Annotated in this window: 23 protein-coding genes; 15 read left to right on the top strand and 8 right to left on the bottom strand. The window is 41.3% G+C overall.

Annotated elements, in window-relative coordinates:
• Nucleotides 1-7: 7 nt before the first annotated feature.
• Together ACU6U9_RS17970 and ACU6U9_RS17965 are read left to right on the top strand one after the other, a co-directional pair.
• Nucleotides 8-460 (top strand): DUF1294 domain-containing protein, encoded by a 453-nt coding sequence (locus ACU6U9_RS17970; protein WP_446736373.1) that lies wholly within the window; start codon nt 8-10, stop codon nt 458-460.
• Nucleotides 461-753: 293 nt separating this feature from the next.
• Nucleotides 754-1668, top strand: a complete 915-nt coding sequence (locus ACU6U9_RS17965; RefSeq protein ID WP_446736372.1) for a DMT family transporter — start codon at nt 754-756, stop codon at nt 1666-1668.
• A gap of 79 nt (nt 1669-1747) precedes the next feature.
• On the opposite strand, the gene ACU6U9_RS17960 is transcribed toward ACU6U9_RS17965, so the two are convergent.
• Nucleotides 1748-2773, bottom strand: a complete 1026-nt coding sequence (locus ACU6U9_RS17960) for a zinc-binding alcohol dehydrogenase family protein (protein ID WP_446736371.1) — start codon at nt 2771-2773, stop codon at nt 1748-1750.
• 134 nt (nt 2774-2907) lie between these two features.
• On the opposite strand from ACU6U9_RS17960, the gene bioA reads away from it, so the two are divergent.
• From bioA to ACU6U9_RS17945, 3 genes are all read left to right on the top strand, one after another.
• The gene (gene bioA / locus ACU6U9_RS17955; protein WP_446736370.1) at nt 2908-4197 is read left to right on the top strand and encodes an adenosylmethionine--8-amino-7-oxononanoate transaminase; all 1290 of its coding nucleotides are present in this window, start codon (nt 2908-2910) and stop codon (nt 4195-4197) included.
• Between the two features lie 96 nt (nt 4198-4293).
• A complete protein-coding gene (locus ACU6U9_RS17950) occupies nt 4294-4740 on the top strand; it encodes an REP-associated tyrosine transposase (RefSeq protein ID WP_446736369.1) in 447 nt (148 codons plus the stop codon).
• 226 nt (nt 4741-4966) lie between these two features.
• Nucleotides 4967-5500, top strand: a complete 534-nt coding sequence (locus tag ACU6U9_RS17945) for an RNA methyltransferase (protein WP_446736368.1) — start codon at nt 4967-4969, stop codon at nt 5498-5500.
• A 113-nt stretch (nt 5501-5613) separates the two neighbouring features.
• Here ACU6U9_RS17945 and ACU6U9_RS17940 read toward each other — a convergent pair whose 3' ends face one another.
• Together ACU6U9_RS17940 and ACU6U9_RS17935 are read right to left on the bottom strand one after the other, a co-directional pair.
• Complete coding sequence (locus tag ACU6U9_RS17940; protein WP_446736367.1) at nt 5614-6105, bottom strand: hypothetical protein; 492 nt, start codon at nt 6103-6105, stop codon at nt 5614-5616.
• A 293-nt stretch (nt 6106-6398) separates the two neighbouring features.
• The gene (locus ACU6U9_RS17935; RefSeq protein WP_446736366.1) at nt 6399-7394 is read right to left on the bottom strand and encodes an NADP-dependent oxidoreductase; all 996 of its coding nucleotides are present in this window, start codon (nt 7392-7394) and stop codon (nt 6399-6401) included.
• 139 nt (nt 7395-7533) lie between these two features.
• Between ACU6U9_RS17935 and ACU6U9_RS17930 the strand changes: the two genes are divergently transcribed.
• The 5 genes from ACU6U9_RS17930 to ACU6U9_RS17910 all read left to right on the top strand — a co-directional run bounded on the left by ACU6U9_RS17930 (nt 7534) and on the right by ACU6U9_RS17910 (nt 12887).
• Nucleotides 7534-8451, top strand: a complete 918-nt coding sequence (locus tag ACU6U9_RS17930) for a LysR substrate-binding domain-containing protein (RefSeq protein ID WP_446736365.1) — start codon at nt 7534-7536, stop codon at nt 8449-8451.
• A gap of 73 nt (nt 8452-8524) precedes the next feature.
• The gene (locus tag ACU6U9_RS17925) at nt 8525-8806 is read left to right on the top strand and encodes a putative quinol monooxygenase (RefSeq protein ID WP_446736364.1); all 282 of its coding nucleotides are present in this window, start codon (nt 8525-8527) and stop codon (nt 8804-8806) included.
• A 33-nt stretch (nt 8807-8839) separates the two neighbouring features.
• Nucleotides 8840-9388: a hypothetical protein gene (locus tag ACU6U9_RS17920; protein WP_446736363.1), complete on the top strand. Its 549-nt coding sequence runs from the start codon at nt 8840-8842 to the stop codon at nt 9386-9388.
• A 36-nt stretch (nt 9389-9424) separates the two neighbouring features.
• Nucleotides 9425-11500: a PKD domain-containing protein gene (locus ACU6U9_RS17915; protein ID WP_446736362.1), complete on the top strand. Its 2076-nt coding sequence runs from the start codon at nt 9425-9427 to the stop codon at nt 11498-11500.
• A 226-nt stretch (nt 11501-11726) separates the two neighbouring features.
• On the top strand, nt 11727-12887 hold the full coding sequence (locus ACU6U9_RS17910; protein WP_446736361.1) for a phospholipase effector Tle1 domain-containing protein: 1161 nt from the start codon (nt 11727-11729) through the stop codon (nt 12885-12887).
• Between the two features lie 324 nt (nt 12888-13211).
• Here ACU6U9_RS17910 and ACU6U9_RS17905 read toward each other — a convergent pair whose 3' ends face one another.
• The 5 genes from ACU6U9_RS17905 to ACU6U9_RS17885 all read right to left on the bottom strand — a co-directional run bounded on the left by ACU6U9_RS17905 (nt 13212) and on the right by ACU6U9_RS17885 (nt 18375).
• Nucleotides 13212-13982 carry a helix-turn-helix domain-containing protein gene (locus ACU6U9_RS17905; protein ID WP_446736360.1) on the bottom strand — a complete coding sequence of 257 codons (771 nt, stop codon included), beginning with the start codon at nt 13980-13982 and terminating at the stop codon, nt 13212-13214.
• 101 nt (nt 13983-14083) lie between these two features.
• A complete protein-coding gene (locus ACU6U9_RS17900; protein WP_446736359.1) occupies nt 14084-15364 on the bottom strand; it encodes a lipase family protein in 1281 nt (426 codons plus the stop codon).
• A 408-nt stretch (nt 15365-15772) separates the two neighbouring features.
• Entirely contained in the window at nt 15773-16108 is a 336-nt protein-coding gene (locus ACU6U9_RS17895) for a hypothetical protein (protein WP_446736358.1), read from the bottom strand.
• 154 nt (nt 16109-16262) lie between these two features.
• A complete protein-coding gene (gene argF, locus ACU6U9_RS17890; RefSeq protein WP_446736357.1) occupies nt 16263-17177 on the bottom strand; it encodes an ornithine carbamoyltransferase in 915 nt (304 codons plus the stop codon).
• A 13-nt stretch (nt 17178-17190) separates the two neighbouring features.
• Nucleotides 17191-18375: an acetylornithine/succinylornithine family transaminase gene (locus ACU6U9_RS17885; RefSeq protein ID WP_446736356.1), complete on the bottom strand. Its 1185-nt coding sequence runs from the start codon at nt 18373-18375 to the stop codon at nt 17191-17193.
• Nucleotides 18376-19570: 1195 nt separating this feature from the next.
• Here ACU6U9_RS17885 and ACU6U9_RS17880 point away from each other — a divergent pair.
• The 5 genes from ACU6U9_RS17880 to ACU6U9_RS17860 all read left to right on the top strand — a co-directional run bounded on the left by ACU6U9_RS17880 (nt 19571) and on the right by ACU6U9_RS17860 (nt 22302).
• Nucleotides 19571-19885: a superinfection immunity protein gene (locus ACU6U9_RS17880; protein WP_446736355.1), complete on the top strand. Its 315-nt coding sequence runs from the start codon at nt 19571-19573 to the stop codon at nt 19883-19885.
• 91 nt (nt 19886-19976) lie between these two features.
• Nucleotides 19977-20435, top strand: coding sequence for a hypothetical protein (locus ACU6U9_RS17875; RefSeq protein WP_446736354.1), 459 nt, complete (start codon nt 19977-19979; stop codon nt 20433-20435).
• Nucleotides 20436-20549: 114 nt separating this feature from the next.
• Entirely contained in the window at nt 20550-20981 is a 432-nt protein-coding gene (locus ACU6U9_RS17870; RefSeq protein WP_446736353.1) for a hypothetical protein, read from the top strand.
• 89 nt (nt 20982-21070) lie between these two features.
• Entirely contained in the window at nt 21071-21388 is a 318-nt protein-coding gene (locus tag ACU6U9_RS17865) for a hypothetical protein (protein ID WP_446736352.1), read from the top strand.
• 542 nt (nt 21389-21930) lie between these two features.
• The gene (locus ACU6U9_RS17860) at nt 21931-22302 is read left to right on the top strand and encodes a VOC family protein (protein ID WP_446736351.1); all 372 of its coding nucleotides are present in this window, start codon (nt 21931-21933) and stop codon (nt 22300-22302) included.
• Nucleotides 22303-22352 lie beyond the last annotated feature (50 nt).

The raw sequence follows: 22352 nt of genomic DNA, 5'->3' as shown, positions 1-22352 counted from the left end.
AAAGATAGTGCCTGCGTATAAAAAATATTTAGTTGTTGTTTTTGTTGTTTTTTTACTCAGCTCTTATTACTTAGGGTACACACCTATAGCATTTTCGCTGATTGTTTTATGTTCGAGTATTTTTAGTTACTTGCTTTACGTAAAAGATAAAGCGGCTGCAAGGGATGATGCGTGGCGAGTACCTGAGAATACATTGCACCTGTCATCTTTGTTCTTCGGGTGGCCTGGTGCCATGATTGCTCAAGAGCGACTGCGACATAAAATGAAAAAACGGCGTTTTCTATTTGTCTTTTGGCTGACCGTTTTTATTAATACTAGCGCTATTTATATGTTACATACGCCTAAAGGCGCGCAGTTTATTCAATACTCAGTCAGCAGTGCTGAGAGTTTGATGAACCGTAATGCCAAATCTGATGACATGCATAACCTATTGTTAAGCCTGATTGAGCTACGCAACTAAGTACGCTTGAATATGCAGGCTTACATCGAATCCTTTTATCCTCTAACCGTTCTCTTTAGCGGGTAATTCGCCACCTTCTGCATACAACCATAAGGGCTTGTCATGAGCTCGTTGTGTCCTTACGCCTGTGTCAGGCGAGACTAACTGTATTGCATACATGACAGTTTGGCCTAAACAGTGCGGTACAGTTTTGTTTTTAAGGCAGATTGTACTGTATTTTAAGATGTGTACTGCTTCTACTTGCATGACAGTTATATTGGCAAAATGGACCTCAGATTAATAAGGAGGCCATTATGTCTTTATCCAGTAGTTCTACCCTTGATTCTCAAGACCTCAATAGTGCGCATATCTCAAAGCCTGTTATGCCAGCATGGCAGGGTTTGTTGGCGGTGGTGATTTTTAGTTTAACGGCACCGTTCACGGTTTTAGCACTTGATGCTTTTACGCCTGAGTTCATCGCATTTATGCGAGCCGTCGTAGCCGGTTTAGGCAGTATCGCGATGATATGGTGGTTTAAATGGCCAATGCCAAAAGCAAAAGATTTGATATGGCTTACGGCTGGTGGCGCTGGGATTAGCTTGCTGTTTCCGTATATGTTGGCGCAATCGCTGCAAAACTTTCAGGCTACCGATATTGGTATTGTGTTAGCGGGCTTGCCCTTAGTGACGGCATTAGTAGCGGTGGGGTTATTTAAAGAGACAACCACAAAACAATTTTGGATGAGTTTATGGGCGGGCACACTGTTACTTTTTTTCTTTGCTTATAGTCAATCTAATGGTGTGTTTCATTTATCTCTAATTGCGATGTTATTTGCTGCGGGTGTGGGTTATGCCATTGGTGGACACGTTGCAAAACGGTTAGGTGGTTTTCAAACAATTTGTTGGATGATGGCGTTGTATCTTCCCATTTCATTATTCGGTATGGGTTATAACGTAATGGATAATGCACAGGGGTTTAGGCTTGAAAATATCTCGGCGATACTTGCCCTTGGTTACCTTGCAGTGATGAGCCAGTGGATAGGATTCCGTTTTTGGTACGGCTCTATGGTAAAAATAGGCATTGCACAAACTGGACAGTTACAGTTGCTACAGCCTTTCTTTACACTCATGTTTGCTGTGTTACTGCTGGAAAGCACATTAACTGTAAACCATGTTGTGTTTGCATGCTTGGTAACAGGCAGTGTGTGGTTGGTGCGTAAATCACGTTAGGAGTGACAGTGTTTAGTAATAAGTCTTAAAACACGGTATATAAAATGTACCGTGTTTTAAGGTATTAAGCCGTTAAGAATTAAAAACCTTCTAATACAATTTTGCCGATGCTTTTATTGCTTTCAATTAATTGATGGGCAAGCTTTAAATTCTCAAGATTAATTTTCCCAAGGTTTTGCCCAAGTGTGGTGATAATTTTACCACTGTCGATTAGCTCGGCGATTTCATTAAAAACATGGTGTTGTTTAATCATGTCTTCGGTTGTAAACAGGCTGCGGGTAAACATGAATTCCCAGTGCAGGCTCACACTTTTACTTTTTAATAAATCAATATTAAGTGGCGCTGGCGGGTTATCGATTAAACAAATTTTACCTTGTGGTTTAATCACTTCAGCAAAGTCTTCAAAATGTAAATGGGTGTGAGTGATACTGGCAATATGACTTACATGAGTGATGCCGATTTTTTTAAGTTCACTTGCAATACCATTGTTATGGTTGATCACATGATCAGCGCCCATCTTTTTACACCAATCGAATGATTCCTCACGGCTGGCAGTTGCAATGATGGTGATCTCGGGATTGAGCACTTTGAGTAGCTGAATCATGATGCTGCCCACACCACCCGCGCCACCCGTAACTAAAACAGAGTTTTCAGTGCTTTGGTATTTATTTTTGATATCCACTTGTAAGCGATCAAACAGCATTTCATAAGCGGTGATAGCGGTTAATGGTAAAGCTGCGATTTCAGCATTAGAGATAGTTGAAGGCGCTTTACCCACGATACGTTCATCGACTAATTGATATTCTGCATTGCTACCTTGGCGGCTCATGTCACCGGCATAAAACACTTTATCGCCTACCTTAAAGAGCGAACATGCTTCGCCTACCGCGGTCACAATACCCACGGCATCATAACCTAATACCTTGGGTTCGCCTTTTTCTGGGCGCAAGCGCTGACGGAGTTTCGCGTCCACGGGGTTGATGCTAATAGCATCAACTTTCACTAATAAATCAGTGCCCGCTGCGTTGGGAATAGCTTGTTCAATGGCGATTAGGCTGTCGTTGTGTTCAATAGGCAAGCTGAGGTCAAAGGCGATGGCTTTCATAAGGAATAGAGCTCGTTTGATTTAGCAAAAAATAACGGGAAGAGTGTAGCGCAAATGACGCGGATGTACTGCCGCCTTGGATCAATAAGTATGTTCCGTTAGAATGTACTATCTTCTTTTTATCTCGGTGTTGCATGGCCCAATTGACCCCAGAGCAAATCTCAACCTTAGACCGGCAGCATGTATGGCATCCGTATTCATCTTTTACATCATCTTTGGCACCTTTTCCGGTGGCCAGTACATCCGGTGTGCGCATTAAACTGGCAGATGGTCGCGAATTAATCGATGGTATGGCGTCATGGTGGTCGGCGGTGCATGGTTATGGCCATCCTAAATTAAAGCAAGCGGCCCATGATCAAATTGAAACCATGAGTCACGTCATGTTTGGCGGTTTGACCCATGAACCTGCGGTTACCTTATGTGAAAAACTCGTCAAGCTTACACCTCAAGGTTTAAATAAAGTATTCATTAGTGATAGTGGTTCGGTGGCGGTTGAAGTGGCGATCAAAATGGCCTTTCAATACAGCTTGAGCCAAGGCAACAAACAAAAAAATAAACTGTTAACGGTTAAAAATGGCTATCACGGCGATACGTTTGCCACTATGGCGGCGTGTGACCCGGTGAATGGTATGCACCATATGTTTGAAAACGTATTGAGTAAGCATATTTTTGCCGAAGCACCACAATGTTTATTGGGTGAACAATTTGAAGAGCATCATATTGCCGACGTTAAGCATAAGCTTGAAACTCAACATGAAACGATCGCCGCTATTATTTTAGAACCCATTGTACAAGGTGCAGGCGGTATGCGCTTTTATAGCCCTGACTATTTAAAGCGAATACGTGAATTGTGTGATGAATTTAAGGTGTTATTAATCGCAGATGAAATCGCCACGGGCTTTGGTCGCACAGGCAAAATGTTTGCTTGCGAGCACGCCGGTATTTCACCGGATATTTTATGTGTGGGTAAAGCCTTGACCGGCGGTTTTATGAGTTTGGCCGCGACCTTATGTACCGACAAAGTAGCAAAGGGCATTTGTGAAGGGGAGGCTGGCGTATTTATGCATGGCCCAACTTTTATGGGGAATCCATTAGCATGCGCCGTGGCCAATGCCAGCTTGGACGTATTGATGGAAGATAAGTGGCCACAACAAGTAGCCAACATAGAAGCAGGATTAGAAAAAGGATTGGCACCCGCTCGTGAATTATCACCAGTGAAAGACGTTCGAATTTTAGGTGCTATCGGCGTCATTGAATTACACGAACCCGTTCATATGCCTACCGTGCAACCCATGTTTGTAGAAGAAGGCGTATGGGTGCGACCATTTGGGAAGCTGGTTTATGTATTGCCGCCGTTTGTTATTAATGATGATGATTTGGCTTTTTTGACTAATGCTATGGTGAGTGTGGTGTCTAAGCTTTAGTTTGGTTTGGTCGGGCGCGGGGCACCATCGTACTGAGTGTAATTGTAGGAGGGTGCCCCGCGCCCGAAAAATAAAACGACCTTGAAAAGGATTTCAATGATGAAAGTAGGTAAAGGCTATTCTGCTCTCAAGAAGGGGCGTTATTCTCAAATTGGTTTTGTTTACCACTTGGTGATGTCTACGATAGATCGCGAGCCTGTTTTTAATAACTTTGATCACGCTAGATGTATCATTCGAATTATAAAAGCAGATGAAGATTTAGGTTTCACTAAAACTTTATCGTTTGTAGTAATGCCAGACCATATTCACTGGTTGGTAACGTTAGAAAAAGGTGACATATCGCAAGCTGTACAGCGAGTTAAGTCCCTGTTTACAAAATATTCTGGCTTAAATGTTTGGAATGTTGGTTTCTATGACCATGCTATCCGCACTGATGAAGCTTTGATTGATGTTGCACGTTATATTGTTGCCAACCCTTTGAGGGCTGGTTTGTGTGAATCGATTAAAGAATACCCTTACTGGGATTCGGTTTGGTTGGAATAAGTAAGATTGGGTTATCGGGCGCGGGGCACCCTCGTACGATGTTTAGATTGTTTGGTGTGGGGCTCTCGCTTGGTGTTGATGCCTTGAACATTATTAAGATGAATTGTAGGAGGGTGCCCTGCGCCCGAACAGCAGAATGCAAAAATGGTCAAAGGGTGTATCCAGTGCATTCACTGAGTTCATGGGGGGATAACACCCCGCGCCCGAAAAAATATGAGTTTTAAAAATGAATGAGTCAAAAGTTAGTATTGGGTTAATTAACCCAAAAGATGCACAAAATGTAGGATCGGTATTGCGCGCGATTGGTTGTTATCAAGCTGATGATATTTATTACACCGGGAATCGCTATGCTTATGCGTTAAAGCATAATACGGACACCCACAATATTCAGTCGCAAACTCATATTACAAAAGTAGATGATTTGTTGCATGTGCCTAAAGAGCACATGAGTGAAAATACAAAAATTATTTGTATAGAGTTGGTAGAAGGCGCAACCCCGTTACCTGACTTCGAGCACCCAGAAAGCGCCCTTTATATTTTTGGCCCAGAAGACGGGAATATTTCCCAAAAAATAATCAATCAAGCGGATGAGGTCGTTTACATCCCCACCATTGGTTGTATGAACTTAGCGGCTACTGCGAATGTGGTGCTATATGATCGCATGGCTAAGTCCCATAGAGGCCAGGCACTAATTGAGCAGGGTGATACGCTAATTCGATCAAGTCGCGATGGTAATAATCACTTGCGTGTTAAAGAGTGACTCATATTTGTGGGGTGAGGTTTGGTAAGGTGGTAGGTTTTTTGTATGCTTTTTAGCAACAGGGATACCGTTTTAAAAAAATAAAAAAGGCGCTTGTGCGCCTTTTTTTATATTTAAAATTGGCCGTTTACGATACTTAAATGTGCCAATACTTCTTCAATTTCATGCTTTGCTTGGTGCCATTCTTTTTCTGTTTTAATGCCAATGCGCGCCATGGCCTGAACGGTAGCAGGGTGAACCAGTAAATCTTTCGCATGGTAGCAGTTAGAATCTTTAAGGGCGGGCAATAAACCGTCAGCATGATAACCAGATTCGATTTCTGCTAATGTTAAGTCTGCCATTGTGTCAGCCGCATTTGATAGTGCGGTAAAATATTCAGTGCATTGAGGTAAGCTTTTGTTCACAGATTTAATGATATCTTTGCTGATGTTAACCAGTTTTTGAGACTGCTTCTCAATGTTTTTAGTGTCTTTTTTTTCTAGTTGCCCAAGCAATACATTCGCTTCGGTTTTGTATTGCTTGATTGATGTGTTGTCTTCTTTGGCTTGGCTTGCTGCTGCACCTAAAGCCAGTGAGATGCTGCATATTATAGTAATAATTTTCATGCGGATTCCAAATTTGAAAGGATTGAAGGGTTAGGCTGTTGTATGTTTTTTTTGTGATTTTAGCGCGATATATTGCTCTCTAAATAAAAAGCAGTCGTAAAATAATATCCCCAAAAATAGGGGTGAGCATTGCCTGCGGATCTTTAACTGAGACGTAGGTGGTATGCATATGGTTGCGGATAATAGTACAGTAAAAAACTAAGTGCAAATAATAAGTATTAGCGTTTGTGTTGATTGAGGATGGAGGTGCTCTAGAGTAGAGCACCTAAATTGCAGCATTGTAATGGTTAAGCTTAAAGCTTAACGATTAATTTGCCTTTGTTACCGCCCGTAAAGAAAAGATTTAATCCGGTCATCGCGCTTTCTAATCCATCTAAAGTGTGTGTGCGGTGTTTGATTTTACCTTGCATCACATACGGCGCTAGCTTGCCAATTAATTGCGGTACTTCACCAAAGTGATCCGGCATGGTGTAACCCTGAATGGTTAAGCGTTTTTTAATGATTTGCATCCAGTTAGGGCCCGGAGCTGGGGTTTCGCTGGTGTAGTCAGCAATCATGCCACACACCGCAACGCGCCCATGGGCATTCATGCGTGCAAATATATGCTGCTGTATTGGGCCGCCTGTATTTTCAAAAAACGCATCGATGCCATTGGGTGTTAGCTCGGTTAATTTTGCTTCAAGGTCGTCAGTTTTATAGTTGATAGCGCCATCAAACCCGAGCGTGTTTACGATCCAATCGGCTTTTTCATCACTGCCCACTACGCCAATTACGCGCATGCCATCAGCTTTGGCCAATTGACCAACGATAGAGCCAACAGAACCTGCCGCACCTGTTACAACAAGCGTTTCACCTGTTTTAGGTTTGATGATTGTCATGCCTTGCGTGGCTGTTAAGCCTGGTAATGCGAAGATAGAAAGAGCCGTTTCTGCGTCTACACCGTCCATTACTTTATTAAAACCTTGGCCGTTGCTGACAATGTATTCTGCCCAGCCTGTCATGCCCATGACGCGGTCGCCCACTTTGAAATCTGGATTGTTTGACTCAACCACTTCACCTAAACCGCTTGAGCGCATAACGGTGCCGAGATCAACTGGAGGAATGTAGCTTTCAGTATCTGGGCTCATCCAGCCCATCATGGCTGGGTCCAATGACATGTGGGTTTGCTTGATGAGGATTTCATTTGGTCCGGCAGAAGGGACGTCTTTGTTAACCACTTCAAACATATGCGGGCCAATTGGGCTGCCATCAGGGCGTTTGGTTAGATTGATTTCGGTATATTGGGTCATCGTGTGGTTCCTTTATTTTAATTTGCGAAATAAGGCGCTAATCAAGTTAAGCGGTACGGCCATATTACCCAGATAAATTGTGAGATATAGTCCGCTATTTGCTAATCTTTATTGTCTTTATGACATTAATAGGGTGTTTATGGATCAGTTAAAGGCGATTCGCTATTTTATTAGTGTGGTTGAAGCGGGGAGCTTTTCAGCGGCCGCCAGTCAGTTTGATGTACCGGCATCGTCTATTTCACGGCGTATTAGTGATTTAGAAGTCAGCCTTGGTGCTCAACTATTAAAGCGTTCAACACGTCTGGTGAGCCTGACTGAAATTGGGCAGACTTACTACGGCGAAGTAAAAGATATCCTCATTCAGTTAGAACGCAGTGATCAAGTGGTGCGCAGTTACCAAACGCAGCCCATGGGTCGCTTAAAGATCAGCTCAATGGTGGGTTTTGGTGAAAATATATTAATCCCCTTAATGGATGAATTTAAACAAACGTACCCTGATATTGTGTTAGATGTTGTATTGAGTGATGAGTTATCTAGCTTGTCGCGGGATGATGTAGATATAGCTATACGTGGCGGTTATGCACCTAACGAGCGAGTACTGGCGGTAAAGCTCATGTCCAATCAGTTTGTCCCTGTGGCTGCGCCCAGTTACTTAAAGCAATACGGTACACCTAAAAGTACCGAGCAACTTAGGCAACATAAAGGGCTGTTTTTCAAAACCCCGATGGGACCAACACCTTGGCTTAGTGAGATTAATGGCCAGTGGCAAGACGTGACAGCGCCTGCTGAGCTTATTTCCAATAATGGTAAGTGGCTGGTGCAAGAAGCCATTGCAGGCAAAGGTATTTTGATGATACCAGTATGGGTTGTTCAGCCATATTTAGAGCGTGGTGAACTTATGCAGTTGGAATTTGAGCAGCCTTTAAATATTACAGAAAACGCTAACTTTGCGATTTATATGCTGTATCAAAAATTGGCCTACAGTACGCCCAAAGTGAAAGCCGCTGTGGATTTTATCAGTGTAAAAGTAAAAGAGCTGATGAGTGAGGGTGAATAGGTGGCCCGAACACTATTTACTCATTATGATGTTCACTGTGATGGTATGTTTTATATTTTAAGTAGGGATCGCTATGAGCATAACAAGGATTAATGAATTTAAATCGACTGCTGGTAAAGAAGATGAGTTATTTGAATTTTTAAAATCGTTAAAGACATATATCCAGTCATCAGATGGTTGCCTATCTTGTGAGGTTTTACAAAAAGATGAGGGTACTGGGTTCTTTGTTGTGATTGAAAAGTGGGAAACAAAGGAAAGCCATAAGCAGTCAATCGAATCATATCCGCAAGATCAAATGGCCAGCGTTATGCCGTTACTTGGTCAGCCGCCTAAAGGTGCTTTCTATCACGGATAGTTGTGGCTAATAATAGGGATAATGAGGGCGGAAATGAACGTACTTTACATACACAAAGCGTTGCATGAAGTATTGGGTGAAAAACAGACGGTAATTGAGGTTGTTATCACCATACTGTTTGCCCTATTGGGAGCACTGCTGATTTATTGGTTGTTGTTTCCCAAAGACAGTGGGGTTGCTTTGTGGGCATTAATATTCGGTTTTGTATTGGTTGGGGATGTGCTGGCGGGTTGTATTGCTAATGTTACGAAAGGCACCAACGATTATTACGCTGCACGAGCAATGTCACGCTGGGTGTTTATTGGTCTTCATTTTCACCTTGTCTTAATAGCATGGCTGCTTGATGGGCCGCTGGAATATTCGTGTATTATTTGGTTTTTTACTATTTCTTCTACTGTCTTGGTTAACTTATTGAGTGCACACTTTTTGCAATTATTTGTTTCTGCAAATTTATTATGCGTTGGCATATTAATAGCGGCAATTTTAGCACTGCCAGCGTGGTTTATGGTTGTGAGTGTCTTTTTTATGTTGAAACTCATATTAAGCTTTGCCGTTGATCATCATAAAACCAGTAGAGACTAATTCTATATTTATGTACCAAATTTTGAGATTTATATCATGAAAAAAATGTGTTTAATCGCCGTGCTTATTTCGTTAGTGGCTTGTGGCGGAGGTGGCGGATCAAATGATGCCGAAACAACGGTGCTGTGCAGTCTTATAGCCGATAACCTTGAATTTAATGATGTAGATCCTGCTGTTGGTAAAATAAGTGGGCAGCTATTGATTAGCATGCCAAATAATTGCAATGCCACTGCGTTGCTTGGGCGATGGACAGATGCGCAAGGTGATTTTATCGACACCGAACGTTTAATGGTTGATGTGAGGAGTAACACTCTGGTTACTCTTGAAATACCAGCAGAAACACCTGTTGCGACTGAAGGTATGCACCTACTCATAACGCCTGTAATTAATGAGAGCATGGGGATTTCAGTTCAATATGCTATTCAAGATATGGTTCATGTAACTGGCCCCGGTGGTACATATTTAACCCCTTGGGAATATGGCGATGAGCGCCCTCCGTTAGCGTTAACCGCTCAGAGACGTGGGGATCAAACTATATGTGTGTTCGATAATGGTAATGTATTGGTTCATGATTCAGGTTTTGAAGAGTACACCTCTCCAGCAGGCCAACCAAATACCCCTGATGATTTATTGTATCGACCATATGAATTTGACTGCACGACGTCACAGAGAAATGAACACAGAAAAACGCTAACAGAAGATGACGACGGCAATGAAGTTGTTCATAACTATTCAGCAATTAACGATGCAATGTACTATGGCAATGTCGTATTTGATATGTATGAAAAACTACTGGGTGTCAGGCCGTTAGATAAACTGAGAATTCGTGCACATTATGGTTATGAGTCAGATTACCGGTTGTCTGGCTTTTGGGATGGGGCCTATGTAAATTTAAATGATGACGTGTTTGAATCACTCGGTCTTGCCAACCTTGAAACCATTAGCCACGAAACAACCCATGCTATTTTGAATCAACACTCGGCACTTATTTATGTTACCGATGCGCAATATCACTCTGATGCACTCATGTTACATGAGGCATTTTCAGATATGTCTACGGTTATGGCGTATTACTCTTTGTATGGTGAATTGAACTGGGTGTATGGTGATGAAAATAACTCATCCCGTAAACGCTATCTTGATCGAGTCGAAACAGAAGATGGGGCGATTCCTAGCTACTTTGATTATGATGAGGCGGGCGCTAATTTTTATAAGCGTATGGGTATGATGACATATCCATTTTATTTGCTGACGCAGCAGTGGGGCGTAGAAAAAGCATTTGGTTTATTTTTAGAATCCGCTAGGTCTTGCTGGCAGCCTAGTAGTGAAATACAAGAATCTGCGTATTGTGTGTTACAAACAGCGCAGTCAAAAGGGTATGAAAGTGACACTGTTATAGAAGCCTTTCGCAGTGTGAAAATCAAATTAAAAAATAAAGATACTTTTTCACATTACCAAGTGAGTTCAGAAAAGCTACGCACACAATTTACGGCCAATCCTCAATCTGACAATACCGTTGTTTCGTATTATTGGGAGCTTGGTGACGGACAAACAAGCAATGAAGCATCACCTTATCATGAGTATGACGTTAAGGGGGTTTACACACCCAAGCTAACAATTGAAGATGATCAAGGTTTGACAGACAGTTTTTCTAGAAGCCATTCGGTTACGGATGAGTACTGTGCGCCGGGAAGTTTAGCCGTTAAGAAAAGAGAGTTTGATTCTGTCACCATTAATGGCGTAAATATTAACTTTGATGCCGATCGTTATGATTATTCTGACTTGGCTGCCATTGATGTGACAGCTGGCCAAGCCTTCACTATTAATGTTTCAGGTAGGGTGTTGAATACACAAAAATCTAAAACAACATGGTATGTGCGTGTGGACATAAATGATGATGGTAAGTATTCGTTTGACACTGGCACTGAAGAAGAGTTACTAAAGCTAGAGCAGGATGATAACGCCTACAGTTTTAATCAAGCAATTACGATTCCAGCAGGGTCTTCAGGTAAAACATTACACATGCGTTTGAGTGGCGATACACTGGGTAGTTTTAGTGCGTGCAGTGTTTATTTGGGTACGGTGGCCGATGTAAGGCTTAATGTACTTTAGTTTATGGTTTTGGCGCCTGTTTATATGATATGTAGAAACAGGCTGTCAGTATGAGCGCATATCTTGATGTATTTTTATTAACGAATCACATCGGCTAAAAAAGCAGATTGTTGTCGCAGAGTGATAAGTCGGTTTCATTAACCATTAGATCATTTTGGGACACCCAATGATGCAACGTCTTTCTTTTTTGTTTTTTCTTATATGCAGTTTAACCGCATGCAATAGTATGACAGCAATTAATCACCAACCTAAAGGTGATGAAAGCACGGCTAAAAATCTGGCTGTGTTTTTAGATGGCACGGCAAACAGCGAGTCCTCTTATACCAATGTTGCAAAATTATATAATTTAACAACCTTGCAAAATAATACCAACATACGTACTAGCTATATAAAAGGGGTTGGCACCGACGGCAAGGTATTGGGCATGGCCATGGGTTGGGGGGTAGGTCATGACGTAAGAGAAGCCTATTTATTTTTGGTAAACAATTATCAGCATACAAGGCATGACGAGATATATGTATTTGGTTTTAGCCGAGGCGCGTATGCGGCTCGTATTTTAGCTGCGTTAGTTTATGTGGCGGGTATACCTGACTTGTCATCACTAAAAAATGATAAAGAACGATACAACCTGATTAATGATATTTATGATGCATATAAAGGTGATAAGACATTGCAAGAGCGCCGAGACGCGGTTGCAAGTGTATTAAAATATCGCCCAGTGCCTCGTGATATTACGTTTTTAGGTATTTGGGATACAGTAGAGGCGCTGGGAACGCCGGATTATACCGAAAACTATAAAGAGCCAAATGCAAGGTATGAAGACCAGCTGTGTAATGTTAAAAAAGCGGCTCATGCTTTAGCAATTGATGATGATCGTGCGCGAATTTTTACGCCAATATTATTAACCAGCCAGCATTTAGTTAGTACATGTGATTTTATTGTAATCAATGATGTAGTTGATGAGGTATGGTTTTCTGGTGCCCATGCGGATGTGGGTGGCGGGTATGATGATACCAATATTAGTGGCGAATCATTAAACTGGATGATTACTAAACTTAAAAAATATGACTTATTACCAGAAGGTTCTAGCGTTTACGCCGACTACCTAGGTAAAACGCATGACCCTGAGGCAGGTCTATTTTCATTGGTGTATCGCCAGCGTAGTCGTGATTTAAGTGGCTATGTAGAGCACACCCCTTATTATAAAAATAAATTAAACATACATAGGTCGGTACTCAAAAGACTTGAACATAAAAAGCCCCAAGATTTTGAATTTCAGTGGATGGATAAACCCAGCTTTAAGAATTGCTTTACTCAAACAAGCTGTGGTTTAAATTATAAGCCAGAGTCCGAGTGTTTTAACATAATAGGCAATGAGACTGATTAATATAACTGGTTTAGTACGTCTAGATGTTAGCGTTTCAATTTACGTTTGAACACTAAAGGCTTGGTTTAAAAATAGTCGTTTTATATTCAAATGCTCCTAGGCTACCGGTTACGGCACCATCGCCTTCGTTTGCGGTGGTGTAATAATCAGTGATGGCTAACACGACGAATACAGCATTGCCTAATGGTAGTGCCGCGAATGGAAACAGCCCAGAGCTAAAGTTGTTTTGCGAGTAGGGTCTGTGCTAGTAGGAAGTGTCATTGCTTCATGACCTTGCATGATAGCGGGTAGCTGTCAGTGCTATGGTGATCCTTTTATCCGTGCTTATTTGAATACATGAACGTTAATTTCACTAGAAATTGAAGTGGGTGTTAGGCTGAAGTTCTTTTTTGTTGAGCGAGAGAAATGTGCTGCATCAGCAAAGCCTGCCTGCAAGCTGGCATCCGTAAAGGGTACGCCTTCTAGTGTTAGTAGTAAGGCCTTCCGCATTTTTTCTAATAAAATATAGTTCTTAATGGATACATCAAATGACTCGCGGAAAAGGTGAGATAGGCGATCAGAAGATAGATTGAGTTCTTCTGCGTAAACGGACAGCGGACTAACATTCGGCAATTCTTTTCGAATACGCTGAGCGATACATAACGCACGGCTGTCGAATTTTTTATTACTCACACGATAATCCTCTATCAATGTAAGAAGTTTGCCACAACCTTTTATCAATTGGCTGCTGTCGGCAATTCCCTTACGCGCAGTATGTATCCATGACTGCTCAGATAAATCCGTCTTAAATGAAATCGGGCGTATGCTCTCCCCGGCTAATAATTGGTTTAATGCATGGTATTCCATTGATACTGGGAAATATTGCAAGGCAATAAAATCCCCGTCGCTATGGATTATTATAGGCTGTGTGCGCTTTATTACCGCATAAGTCGCGGCTTCGTGTTCGCCAGATTCTTGTTCTAAGATGATTTTTGCTTCGTCTAGGGCAATCAATACCGTGATACGTGCTTTTGATTCATTGTGGTACGAGCCTGAAGAAAATACTCCAAAATAGAAGTCTTCCCAGACATAAACCTGACTCGGACTATTGTGCATCGTGACGGTATTCCTGATTTGGGTCTAGGTGCGGCTATTCATCTATCTTTATAAAGAATAGCCGTGTTTACAATGAATAGCCGTTGTTTGTCGAGATAAAATTATTTAGCAGGGTCAAGCAAGCGTGCTTTGATCATTGCATAGCATAAGGGGTTTCCTTGGATGTGATGAGTTAACCCAGAATCTGAACCTTGTGGTACTTGTACTAGCGTAGCCACATCAATAACGGGTACGGTGATACCCTTACTTTGAAAATATTGCTCTGCTTTTTCGGTGTTAAAGAAAGGCACTGTCCCATCTTCACTGCTGCCGCACATGATCATGGGGGCTTTAGGTACGAAATCATCCAATACTTCGTTCTTACGTAATGCAATGCGGAATCTATGATTAGCATTTTCAATAAAGGTGTTTAGATAATCTGGTTGTAGATATTGGTCTGCGGTTGTTGGAAAAATACCGCCCAAAATTAATTCAAAAACGCCACTATCGCCGGGGAATTTTGTGCTCACTACGTTGCTGTATTGAGGGCGAAATGTGTCGTCTAGGTCATGGTAAATGTTGTTGTAAATGTTCTGGTAAGATTGAATCGTATAAGACAGTAACGTACCGGCTGCGATATTGTGAATGTCGGGATTAACGCCATTTAAAAATGTCTCCTCTAATTTATAAGGCCCTGACATCGGGGCGCTCGCGACTAAATTAAATTCTTCGGCATAACTTGCCTCAATCAAACGTTGTGTCGCCATGACGGTATGGCCGCCTTGAGAATAGCCAGCGAGCATCACTTTACCTGAAAGCTCAACTTCATTATTTAGCTTACTAATCGTGGTCCGTGCAGCGCGAATGGCATCAATCATTGATTGTGCTTCGGTATCACGGTGCAAGTAGGGGTGGTAACTATAATCTGATTCGCCTAGGCCTAGGTAATCTGGGCTAATAACAACATAGCCGTGTGCTGCGAAAAAGCCATGGTCAGCAATGGCGTTGCCGATATCTGCTTCAGTATGGGTCGCTAAGGTTCGAGTTCCGTGACCTTTTGCTAACAATGGAAAAGGGCCTTGGCAGTCAGGGCCAGATGGAATAGATAAGGCTGCTGAAAGCATGACTGCCTCTCCATTTACGCCTTTACTAGGGTAAGTCACTTGATGAAGCTCTACGTCGCAAGCCGCTAAGCCGGTAAGGGTGATAATGCCTTTGTCCGTCATAGCGCTGTCAATTTGCTGCTGGGTTACAGTCGCTACTAATTCACTTGTTGTGGTGTCGCGAGCCGTTTGAGTCGTATTTGAGCGGCTCTTATTGTCACTGCCACAAGCACTCAGCATTATTATGCTGGCGATAATGCCGGTAGATAGTACATGCGATGGTTTAATACTGGCTTTCATACCGTGATACCTTTTTTATTATAAGATTGAGTAGGGTATCGGAGGTTGTAAAATATCTCTTGAATCTAGCTGCTAAAATGAATGTAGTGCCAGTTAAATGTGCAATTTAATGAGCCGGTATCTATGTACTCAACTTAGCTAAATAGCGATTTAATGCATTCGAAAAGCTCTATTTATCTTTTGCGTTCGCCGCAGCTTGGTCACCACTATGCTAGCCTGAGCTGCGCATGGTATTCATGAAGTTGCGCATGTTCAGTTTTGTTTGATGTTGCATTATCAAAATATCACTAGAGCGGTAATAACTTGTGCGCAATGTCTAGTTAATTGCACTGAGTGATTACGGAATTTGTACGGGGCTTATTTAGTGGACTTTATAAAACATGATTGGGTTGGTTTAAGTGAGTGGCTTTAAGCATCATTGCCCATGTTTACGTCAATATCAGATTCTAAATCAGTTTCAATTAGTGTGGGTTCATTAAGCCAAGAGGCTCTGATGCTTTCTATTTGTTGATTGAATTCGCTGTCTTCGCATTTGCCTTGTTTTTCAATCCAAAAAACAAAGTTACCAATCACCATGAATGAGCCCGATACCACAACGGTACCTGCACCAAAAATCGCGCCGCCGACTAAGCAATCTAACGTGCCGCAAGTTTGTCTAAGTGCGATGGCTTTTAGACGGTAGCGTTTGGTGATGAGGTCACACTGCTTATAACTGTTTTGGTGTATGACTTGAGGGTAAGCCACGCAACCACTTAACAATATTAATACACATATTGTTAAAATTTATTTCATCTTAGTTCCTTTGAGATAAAGGTGGTTAATGTTTGTGGTTGGTTAAAAAGAAAAAAACCTCAATTGAGGCTTTTTCTTTTATGCTTTATCTGCCTATTGTTTAAGCCTAGGCTTCTTCAGATGTCAGCAAATATTCCATTAACGCTTTTTGCGCATGCAGGCGGTTTTCGGCTTCATCCCAAACAACAGCACGCGGGTCATCTAACATGTCATGGCTGATTTCTTCACCACGGTGCGCCGGAAGGCAATGCATGAAGATGGCCTCTTTATCTGCAAGGTCCATCACGTCAGGGCTTACTTGATAAGATTTAAATACTTTTTCACGGGCTTTTTGCTCGTCTTCTTGGCCCATTGACGCCCAAACGTCAGTGACTAATAGATGTGCACCTTTAGCGGATTCTTTTGTGTCACGCACAATGCGTACGCGATCCTTGTTGGCTTCCATTAGCTCTGGCATTGGGTCAAAACCTTCAGGGCAGTTGACAACCAAATTGAAATCAAATTGGCGTGCCGCATTAATGTAGCTGTGACACATGTTATTACCATCACCCACCCAAACGACGGTTTTACCTTGAATACTGCCGCGGTGCTCTAAATACGTTTGCATGTCGGCTAACAGCTGACACGGATGATAGTCATCCGTTAGTGCATTGATTACAGGTACACGAGAATTTTTAGAAAATGTTTCGACAATGTCATGACCAAAGGTACGAATCATAATAATGTCGCACATGCGTGATAATACTTTGGCGCTATCTTCAATTGGCTCGCCACGACCCAGTTGCGTATCGCGAGACGATAAGAAAATCGCTTGGCCACCTAATTGTGCAATACCCGCTTCAAAGCTAACACGGGTGCGCGTTGATGACTTTTCAAAAATCATACCCAGAGTTTTATTTTTTAAAGGCTCGTATACTTCACCGCGTTGTTGAATGGCTTTTAATTCAACGGCGCGGTTAATAAGCATCTCTAATTCAGAGGGTGTGAAATCTAATAATGTTAAAAAGTGACGTACTGCCATAGTCTTGGCCTTTTTATTTTTGTGCGTCGAAGTAAGCAATGATTTGCTGTGCGGTTTTTTGTGCAATTAAATCCGCTTCTTCGTCGGTTAAAACAAATGGTGGTAATAAACGCACCACATTGCCGGCAGTTACGTTTAACAATAAACCTGCCTCTAAAGCAGACTTCATAATGCCTGCTGCGTTTTCCTCGGTATTAATCGCAATACCAATCATTAAACCTTTACCACGGTATTCTTTAACATAACCGGTTTGGTCAAGGTGTTTTTTAAGTTGCTCACGAATACGATCACCCAGTTGGGTAATGCGTGCGCATAAATTTTCTTGTGTAATGGTATCGATCACTGCGCAACCCGCGGCACAAGCCAGTGGGTTGCCACCATAGGTGCTGCCGTGTGAACCTGGTTGCAAAACCTCGGCGGCTTTACCTTTAGCCAAGCAGGCACCAATCGGTACGCCGTTGCCCAAGCCTTTGGCGGTGGTTAATACATCTGGGTGCCAATCAAAGTGCTGAAACGCAAAATATTCGCCAGTACGGCCATTACCCGTTTGGATTTCATCGAGCATTAATAGTGCATCATGCTTGTCGCACAATGCACGTAAGCCGTTCATAAATTCATCTGTGGCTGCGGTAACACCGCCTTCACCTTGAACAGGCTCAACCAGTATGGCCACAATATTCGAATTGTTGGCTAAAGCATGGGTTGCAGCATCTAAATCGTTGTAGTCAATACGCTCAAAGCCATCAAGCAGTGGGCCAAAACCCGCTTGCGCGGCTTTATTTGCGGTAGCGGTTAGGGTGGCCAAGGTACGACCATGAAACGCGTTCTCCATCACCAAAATGGTTGGTAACTCGACGCCTTTGTTGTGGCCGTATTTACGGGCAATTTTAATCGCCGCTTCGTTGGCTTCTGCACCTGAATTACTGAAGAAGACATTATCCATGCCGCTTACGCGGGTCAGCTTCTCGGCAAGTTCTTGTTGGCGACCGATACCGTATAAGTTGGAGGTATGTACAAGGTTACCTGCTTGTGCACAAATGGCTTCAGTAATAGCAGGGTGGCCGTGGCCTAAGCCACACACAGCGATGCCGCTTAACGCATCTAAATAAGCGCGGTCATCTGCATCGTAAACGTAAGCGCCTTTGCCTTTAGTAAAGGTGGCCGCTAAACGTCCGTAGGTGTTCATAATAGGTTGCATATCATTCCCCGGCAGCCTAAACGCAAAAAGGCAGCGATGTATGCCCAAACCCTTTAAATAAGGGGGCTTACTTAGATGCTGCCAAAAATTCAAGGCAAGCATAATACATAACTGGTCAATGAATACAAGCAGGCCCAAGGGGGTTTGGCTTCAATGTTGTTGATTATTTGATCGGATTAAATGCGACAAATGTCATCAGGTTTGCTTTTGATTAAACCTGTCCATTTAGTTAGGTTTTTGGTTTTAAAGCATATAGACAGGGCAGAGTGTGCTGCTACATGAGTGGCTTAGAGTTATAGACACTTAATGGGATTTTAAAAAATGACTGTACATGTGGAATATAGGAATGGGTGATGAAAGTGACTCCCGCATTTTGCTAATTTAATACAATCATCAGTTCAACGTAACACAACGTCATTCCCTCGAACGAGGGAATTCAACCCTAAGCTGCTTAAAGCAAAACCTTTTAATACACAAGACGTCTGATATGGGCTCTCATTCACGGGCTTCGACCTATGGGAGTGATGGTGTGATTTAATACGAATTACTGCGATTGGCCCAACTGTAACCAAGCGCGCCTGTGTTAGTAGCTTTCATTGGTATTAGCTCAATGCAGTACAAAATACAGAACGATATGCAGTAATAATAGGGCGTGGATTTAAGACTGGCCTGTTCCTTCCTTGGTCTAGGTGTGACTTTCTCCTTTCGATTGTAATTTATAAAAATGATCTGCTTGCTTGATCTAGCAGTATTTTCTTATCAAATATTTGGATATACGCCACTCGACATATATCCAAGAATTTAAGGTCACGTGACGGTGTATTAAGATAAATGGTCGCATGACGTATATCCCCGAAATTATGTATAAATATGGTGATAATCAGCTAAAAGTAGTCGTTACAAAAAAGACAAATAAATGAAGGAGTTATAGATGTACAAATGTTCTACCGTGACGTAAAAAAGGACAATTGGAATTGACGCCAGTGGGCTGAGTAGCCCATGATTACTGCCATATAAAAAATGAGTGGCGTAAAGAGCCCCGGCAAACACGTCACCGATAAAAAACGTCATGCGACGTTGAATAAACTGTTATGTTGTTGCATTGCTAATTACAAGTGAGGCTTATCGATACCAGATCCCAACAGTATCGTGGTATTATAATGCCTAATTTTAGTTACTTTTCGAGGTTCTGGTTATGTCGGGTATTAGTATTTGGCAATTGATTATTCTTCTGGTTTTAATTCCATTGGCTTTCCTGCCAACAATTATTGCACTGAAAAAAAATCACCCTTATAAGATTCCAATCATTTTTATTAATGTTTTCGGCGGTTTGGTATGGGGAGTTGGTTGGTTAATAGCTTTAATCTGGTGTTTTATTGTCCCAGAAAAGAAAGTGCTTTCAGTCGGCAGTGTTGCTGATGAAGTTGAAAAACTTCATGCTCTTAAAGAAAAAGGAGTTATTTCTGAAGCTGAATTTGGATTCAAAAAGAAAGAATTGATGCAATTGTAAATAATGAATGGGGGGTAATTACTTCTGAATTAGAATGCTTTTCCATAATTTAATATTATGTTTTTAAAAGCTGAAGACTAGGAGTCTAAATATGAAGAATAAGTTATTTATTGGGTTATTAACAATCTGTCTGTCGACTATTTCTCAGGCGGAGAGTATTTCGAAAGAAATACTGGCTAGCATAAAAGCGCCAATTGTGGCTCGCTATCCAGATAATTACTCAATGCAAAAAACTCTAATAAACAATCAGATAGATTCGTATTCATTTTTGAAAAATTATTCGCCTAAAAATATTAATAGTGAAACGCTTAAAAAAATAAAAGCCCCAATTACTTCACGTTACCCAAATAATTATTCAATGCAAAAAACTTTGATAAAAAATCAAGTTGAAGCATATGGCTATTTGAAAACATATTCTCCAGAAACAGTTCCAAAGGATGTTTTAGATAGAATAAAATCAAAGATTAAAGCTAGATATCCCTACAATTTTTCTATGCAAAAAACACTAATAGAAAACCAGGTCCAATCATACATAGAATTGTATGGATAAACATAACAATTAGTTGGTGTTCGCACCTGCGGTGCTGGGACGGTTACACTTCGCTCGTTCCTCACTGCGTTTCACCGCCCCACAACAAAAGCGTTACATGTATTTGGTGAGTAAATGTTAAAACTATTAAAAATAGTAGGATCAGTTTTTTTTGTTTTCGTCATAATTATTGCTAGTTTTGGATATTACTCTTTCCAAAAGGCAGCTAAATACGAAACTACAGCAGTCCCATATATTAAAGAGGTATTACCAAAGCTTTCATTCTGGGATGTTGATACATTTAAAATGTATTCTACTCCCGAATCAAATAGCTTAAATACTGATGAGGAGCTAGCTAAATTACTTAAATTTATGTCTAAGTTGGGTTCTTATAAAGGTATCAATGATATTCAAATTAAAACCATCTCAAACGGGTACTTGATAACTTATATCGTTAAGGTTCAATACGAAAACGGAGAAGCTACGATTACGATGCAGTTAGAAGACAAAGATGGCCACTTCTTAGTCAATCAATTTTATATGGACTCATGGGCCTTACTTGAATGACACGTAACAATGCAAGGCACAACCGCACAGCAAGCTGTGCTGGACTCGCTACGCTCGCCCGTGCTTGCAAGCGTTATGTGTAATAAATTATGAAATACGAAAACCTATCTGAAACTGAGAAAGATCAATATGCCAAAGATATTGAGAAAAGGTTATCGCTTTTAATTAACTCGCTTGAAGATACTATTGCAAATAAAACCATTAAAGAGGCGAAGCATTACCTTAAACATAGAGAATGGAAATTGTGCCTCCAGAACCTTGGTTACGATTATATTGAGCCAAAGATTCCGATTAGTGAGCATTCTTATAATGAAATGGTTTCATTATGCATCACGATGGGAATACCAAATGATGGCGGTGATAGCTGGTTTTACGAGAAGCTTCTCGAAAGGCACTCACAACAATAACGAAAAACACATAACAAGGCGCTCAAGCTATGGACGCAATAAATTGCGCCGCTTAGCATGAGTGCTATTTGTCAAGGAAGAGTCTGGTGAAGTTGATGATATTAGAGTTTTTGTTCCTAGTCAGGATTACGGAATATCCCAATCCTTTTATCAAGCATTAGGTTTTCAAATGGATTATATTACTGAGAACTTATCTGTATTTGAAAGCGGTAGTGTAGTTTTTCCCTACAAAGATTTTATAATGACGATCTAGCTAAAAATTGAATGTTCCAACTTTCTGTTTTAGATATAAATGAGGCTTTTGAAGTAATTTCTAATCTTGATGGTTTCGGCATAAAATACGAACCGATAAAAATAGAGAGTTGGGGTAAAGTTGTTTATTTGTGGGGGCTCTCAGGAGAGCTTTGGCATGTCACAGAGTTTAGCAGCTAACAAAAAAACAGGGCTAAAAACCGTGGACTGTTCGGTCAGCTCTATTTTAGTCCAATATTTTTAGCCCATTACTTGGGCGCTAGTGTTGCAATCAAACGATGGAGTGTAAAATGGAATTAGGTGCATTTTCAGTAAGTTTATCGGTTAATAACATCGAAGAGTCGAAAATTTTTTATCAACAAATAGGTTTCGAGATAGTTGGTGGGGATCAATCTCAAAACTGGTTGATACTTCGAAATGGTGATCACACAATAGGAATATTTCAGGGTATGTTTGAAGGTAATATCATGACGTTTAATCCTGGCTGGGATAACAAATGTCAGCCATTAGAATCATATACTGATGTCAGAGCGCTTTTAAAAGAATTTGAAGCTCAAGGTGTCAATATAATCCAAAATTCTATTAGTGGTGAAACTGGTCCTTCGAGTTTTTCTATTAAAGATCCGGATGGTAATTTGATTCTTATTGACCAGCATGTGTAAGCAGCACTAGCAAGTCATTTAAGCAGGACAAGAAAACAGTTGGCTTTTTT

The sequence above is a fragment of the Pseudomonas sp. HK3 genome (genome assembly GCF_052920985.1).
Note: the sequence above shows the minus strand (reverse complement) of the source record. Positions and strands in the feature narration are given on the sequence as shown.

Excerpts from the sequence above, each read along its gene's own strand:
- ACU6U9_RS17965 (WP_446736372.1), top strand. The coding sequence starts at position 754 with ATGTCTTTATCCAGTAGTTCTACCCTTGATTCTCAAGACCTCAATAGT.
- ACU6U9_RS17960 (WP_446736371.1), bottom strand. The coding sequence starts at position 2,773 with ATGAAAGCCATCGCCTTTGACCTCAGCTTGCCTATTGAACACAACGAC.
- bioA (WP_446736370.1), top strand. The coding sequence starts at position 2,908 with ATGGCCCAATTGACCCCAGAGCAAATCTCAACCTTAGACCGGCAGCAT.
- ACU6U9_RS17950 (WP_446736369.1), top strand. The coding sequence starts at position 4,294 with ATGATGAAAGTAGGTAAAGGCTATTCTGCTCTCAAGAAGGGGCGTTAT.
- ACU6U9_RS17945 (WP_446736368.1), top strand. The coding sequence starts at position 4,967 with ATGAATGAGTCAAAAGTTAGTATTGGGTTAATTAACCCAAAAGATGCA.
- ACU6U9_RS17940 (WP_446736367.1), bottom strand. The coding sequence starts at position 6,105 with ATGAAAATTATTACTATAATATGCAGCATCTCACTGGCTTTAGGTGCA.
- ACU6U9_RS17935 (WP_446736366.1), bottom strand. The coding sequence starts at position 7,394 with ATGACCCAATATACCGAAATCAATCTAACCAAACGCCCTGATGGCAGC.
- ACU6U9_RS17930 (WP_446736365.1), top strand. The coding sequence starts at position 7,534 with ATGGATCAGTTAAAGGCGATTCGCTATTTTATTAGTGTGGTTGAAGCG.
- ACU6U9_RS17925 (WP_446736364.1), top strand. The coding sequence starts at position 8,525 with ATGAGCATAACAAGGATTAATGAATTTAAATCGACTGCTGGTAAAGAA.
- ACU6U9_RS17920 (WP_446736363.1), top strand. The coding sequence starts at position 8,840 with ATGAACGTACTTTACATACACAAAGCGTTGCATGAAGTATTGGGTGAA.
- ACU6U9_RS17915 (WP_446736362.1), top strand. The coding sequence starts at position 9,425 with ATGAAAAAAATGTGTTTAATCGCCGTGCTTATTTCGTTAGTGGCTTGT.
- ACU6U9_RS17910 (WP_446736361.1), top strand. The coding sequence starts at position 11,727 with ATGACAGCAATTAATCACCAACCTAAAGGTGATGAAAGCACGGCTAAA.
- ACU6U9_RS17905 (WP_446736360.1), bottom strand. The coding sequence starts at position 13,982 with ATGCACAATAGTCCGAGTCAGGTTTATGTCTGGGAAGACTTCTATTTT.
- ACU6U9_RS17900 (WP_446736359.1), bottom strand. The coding sequence starts at position 15,364 with ATGAAAGCCAGTATTAAACCATCGCATGTACTATCTACCGGCATTATC.
- argF (WP_446736357.1), bottom strand. The coding sequence starts at position 17,177 with ATGGCAGTACGTCACTTTTTAACATTATTAGATTTCACACCCTCTGAA.
- ACU6U9_RS17885 (WP_446736356.1), bottom strand. The coding sequence starts at position 18,375 with ATGCAACCTATTATGAACACCTACGGACGTTTAGCGGCCACCTTTACT.
- ACU6U9_RS17880 (WP_446736355.1), top strand. The coding sequence starts at position 19,571 with ATGTCGGGTATTAGTATTTGGCAATTGATTATTCTTCTGGTTTTAATT.
- ACU6U9_RS17875 (WP_446736354.1), top strand. The coding sequence starts at position 19,977 with ATGAAGAATAAGTTATTTATTGGGTTATTAACAATCTGTCTGTCGACT.
- ACU6U9_RS17870 (WP_446736353.1), top strand. The coding sequence starts at position 20,550 with ATGTTAAAACTATTAAAAATAGTAGGATCAGTTTTTTTTGTTTTCGTC.
- ACU6U9_RS17865 (WP_446736352.1), top strand. The coding sequence starts at position 21,071 with ATGAAATACGAAAACCTATCTGAAACTGAGAAAGATCAATATGCCAAA.
- ACU6U9_RS17860 (WP_446736351.1), top strand. The coding sequence starts at position 21,931 with ATGGAATTAGGTGCATTTTCAGTAAGTTTATCGGTTAATAACATCGAA.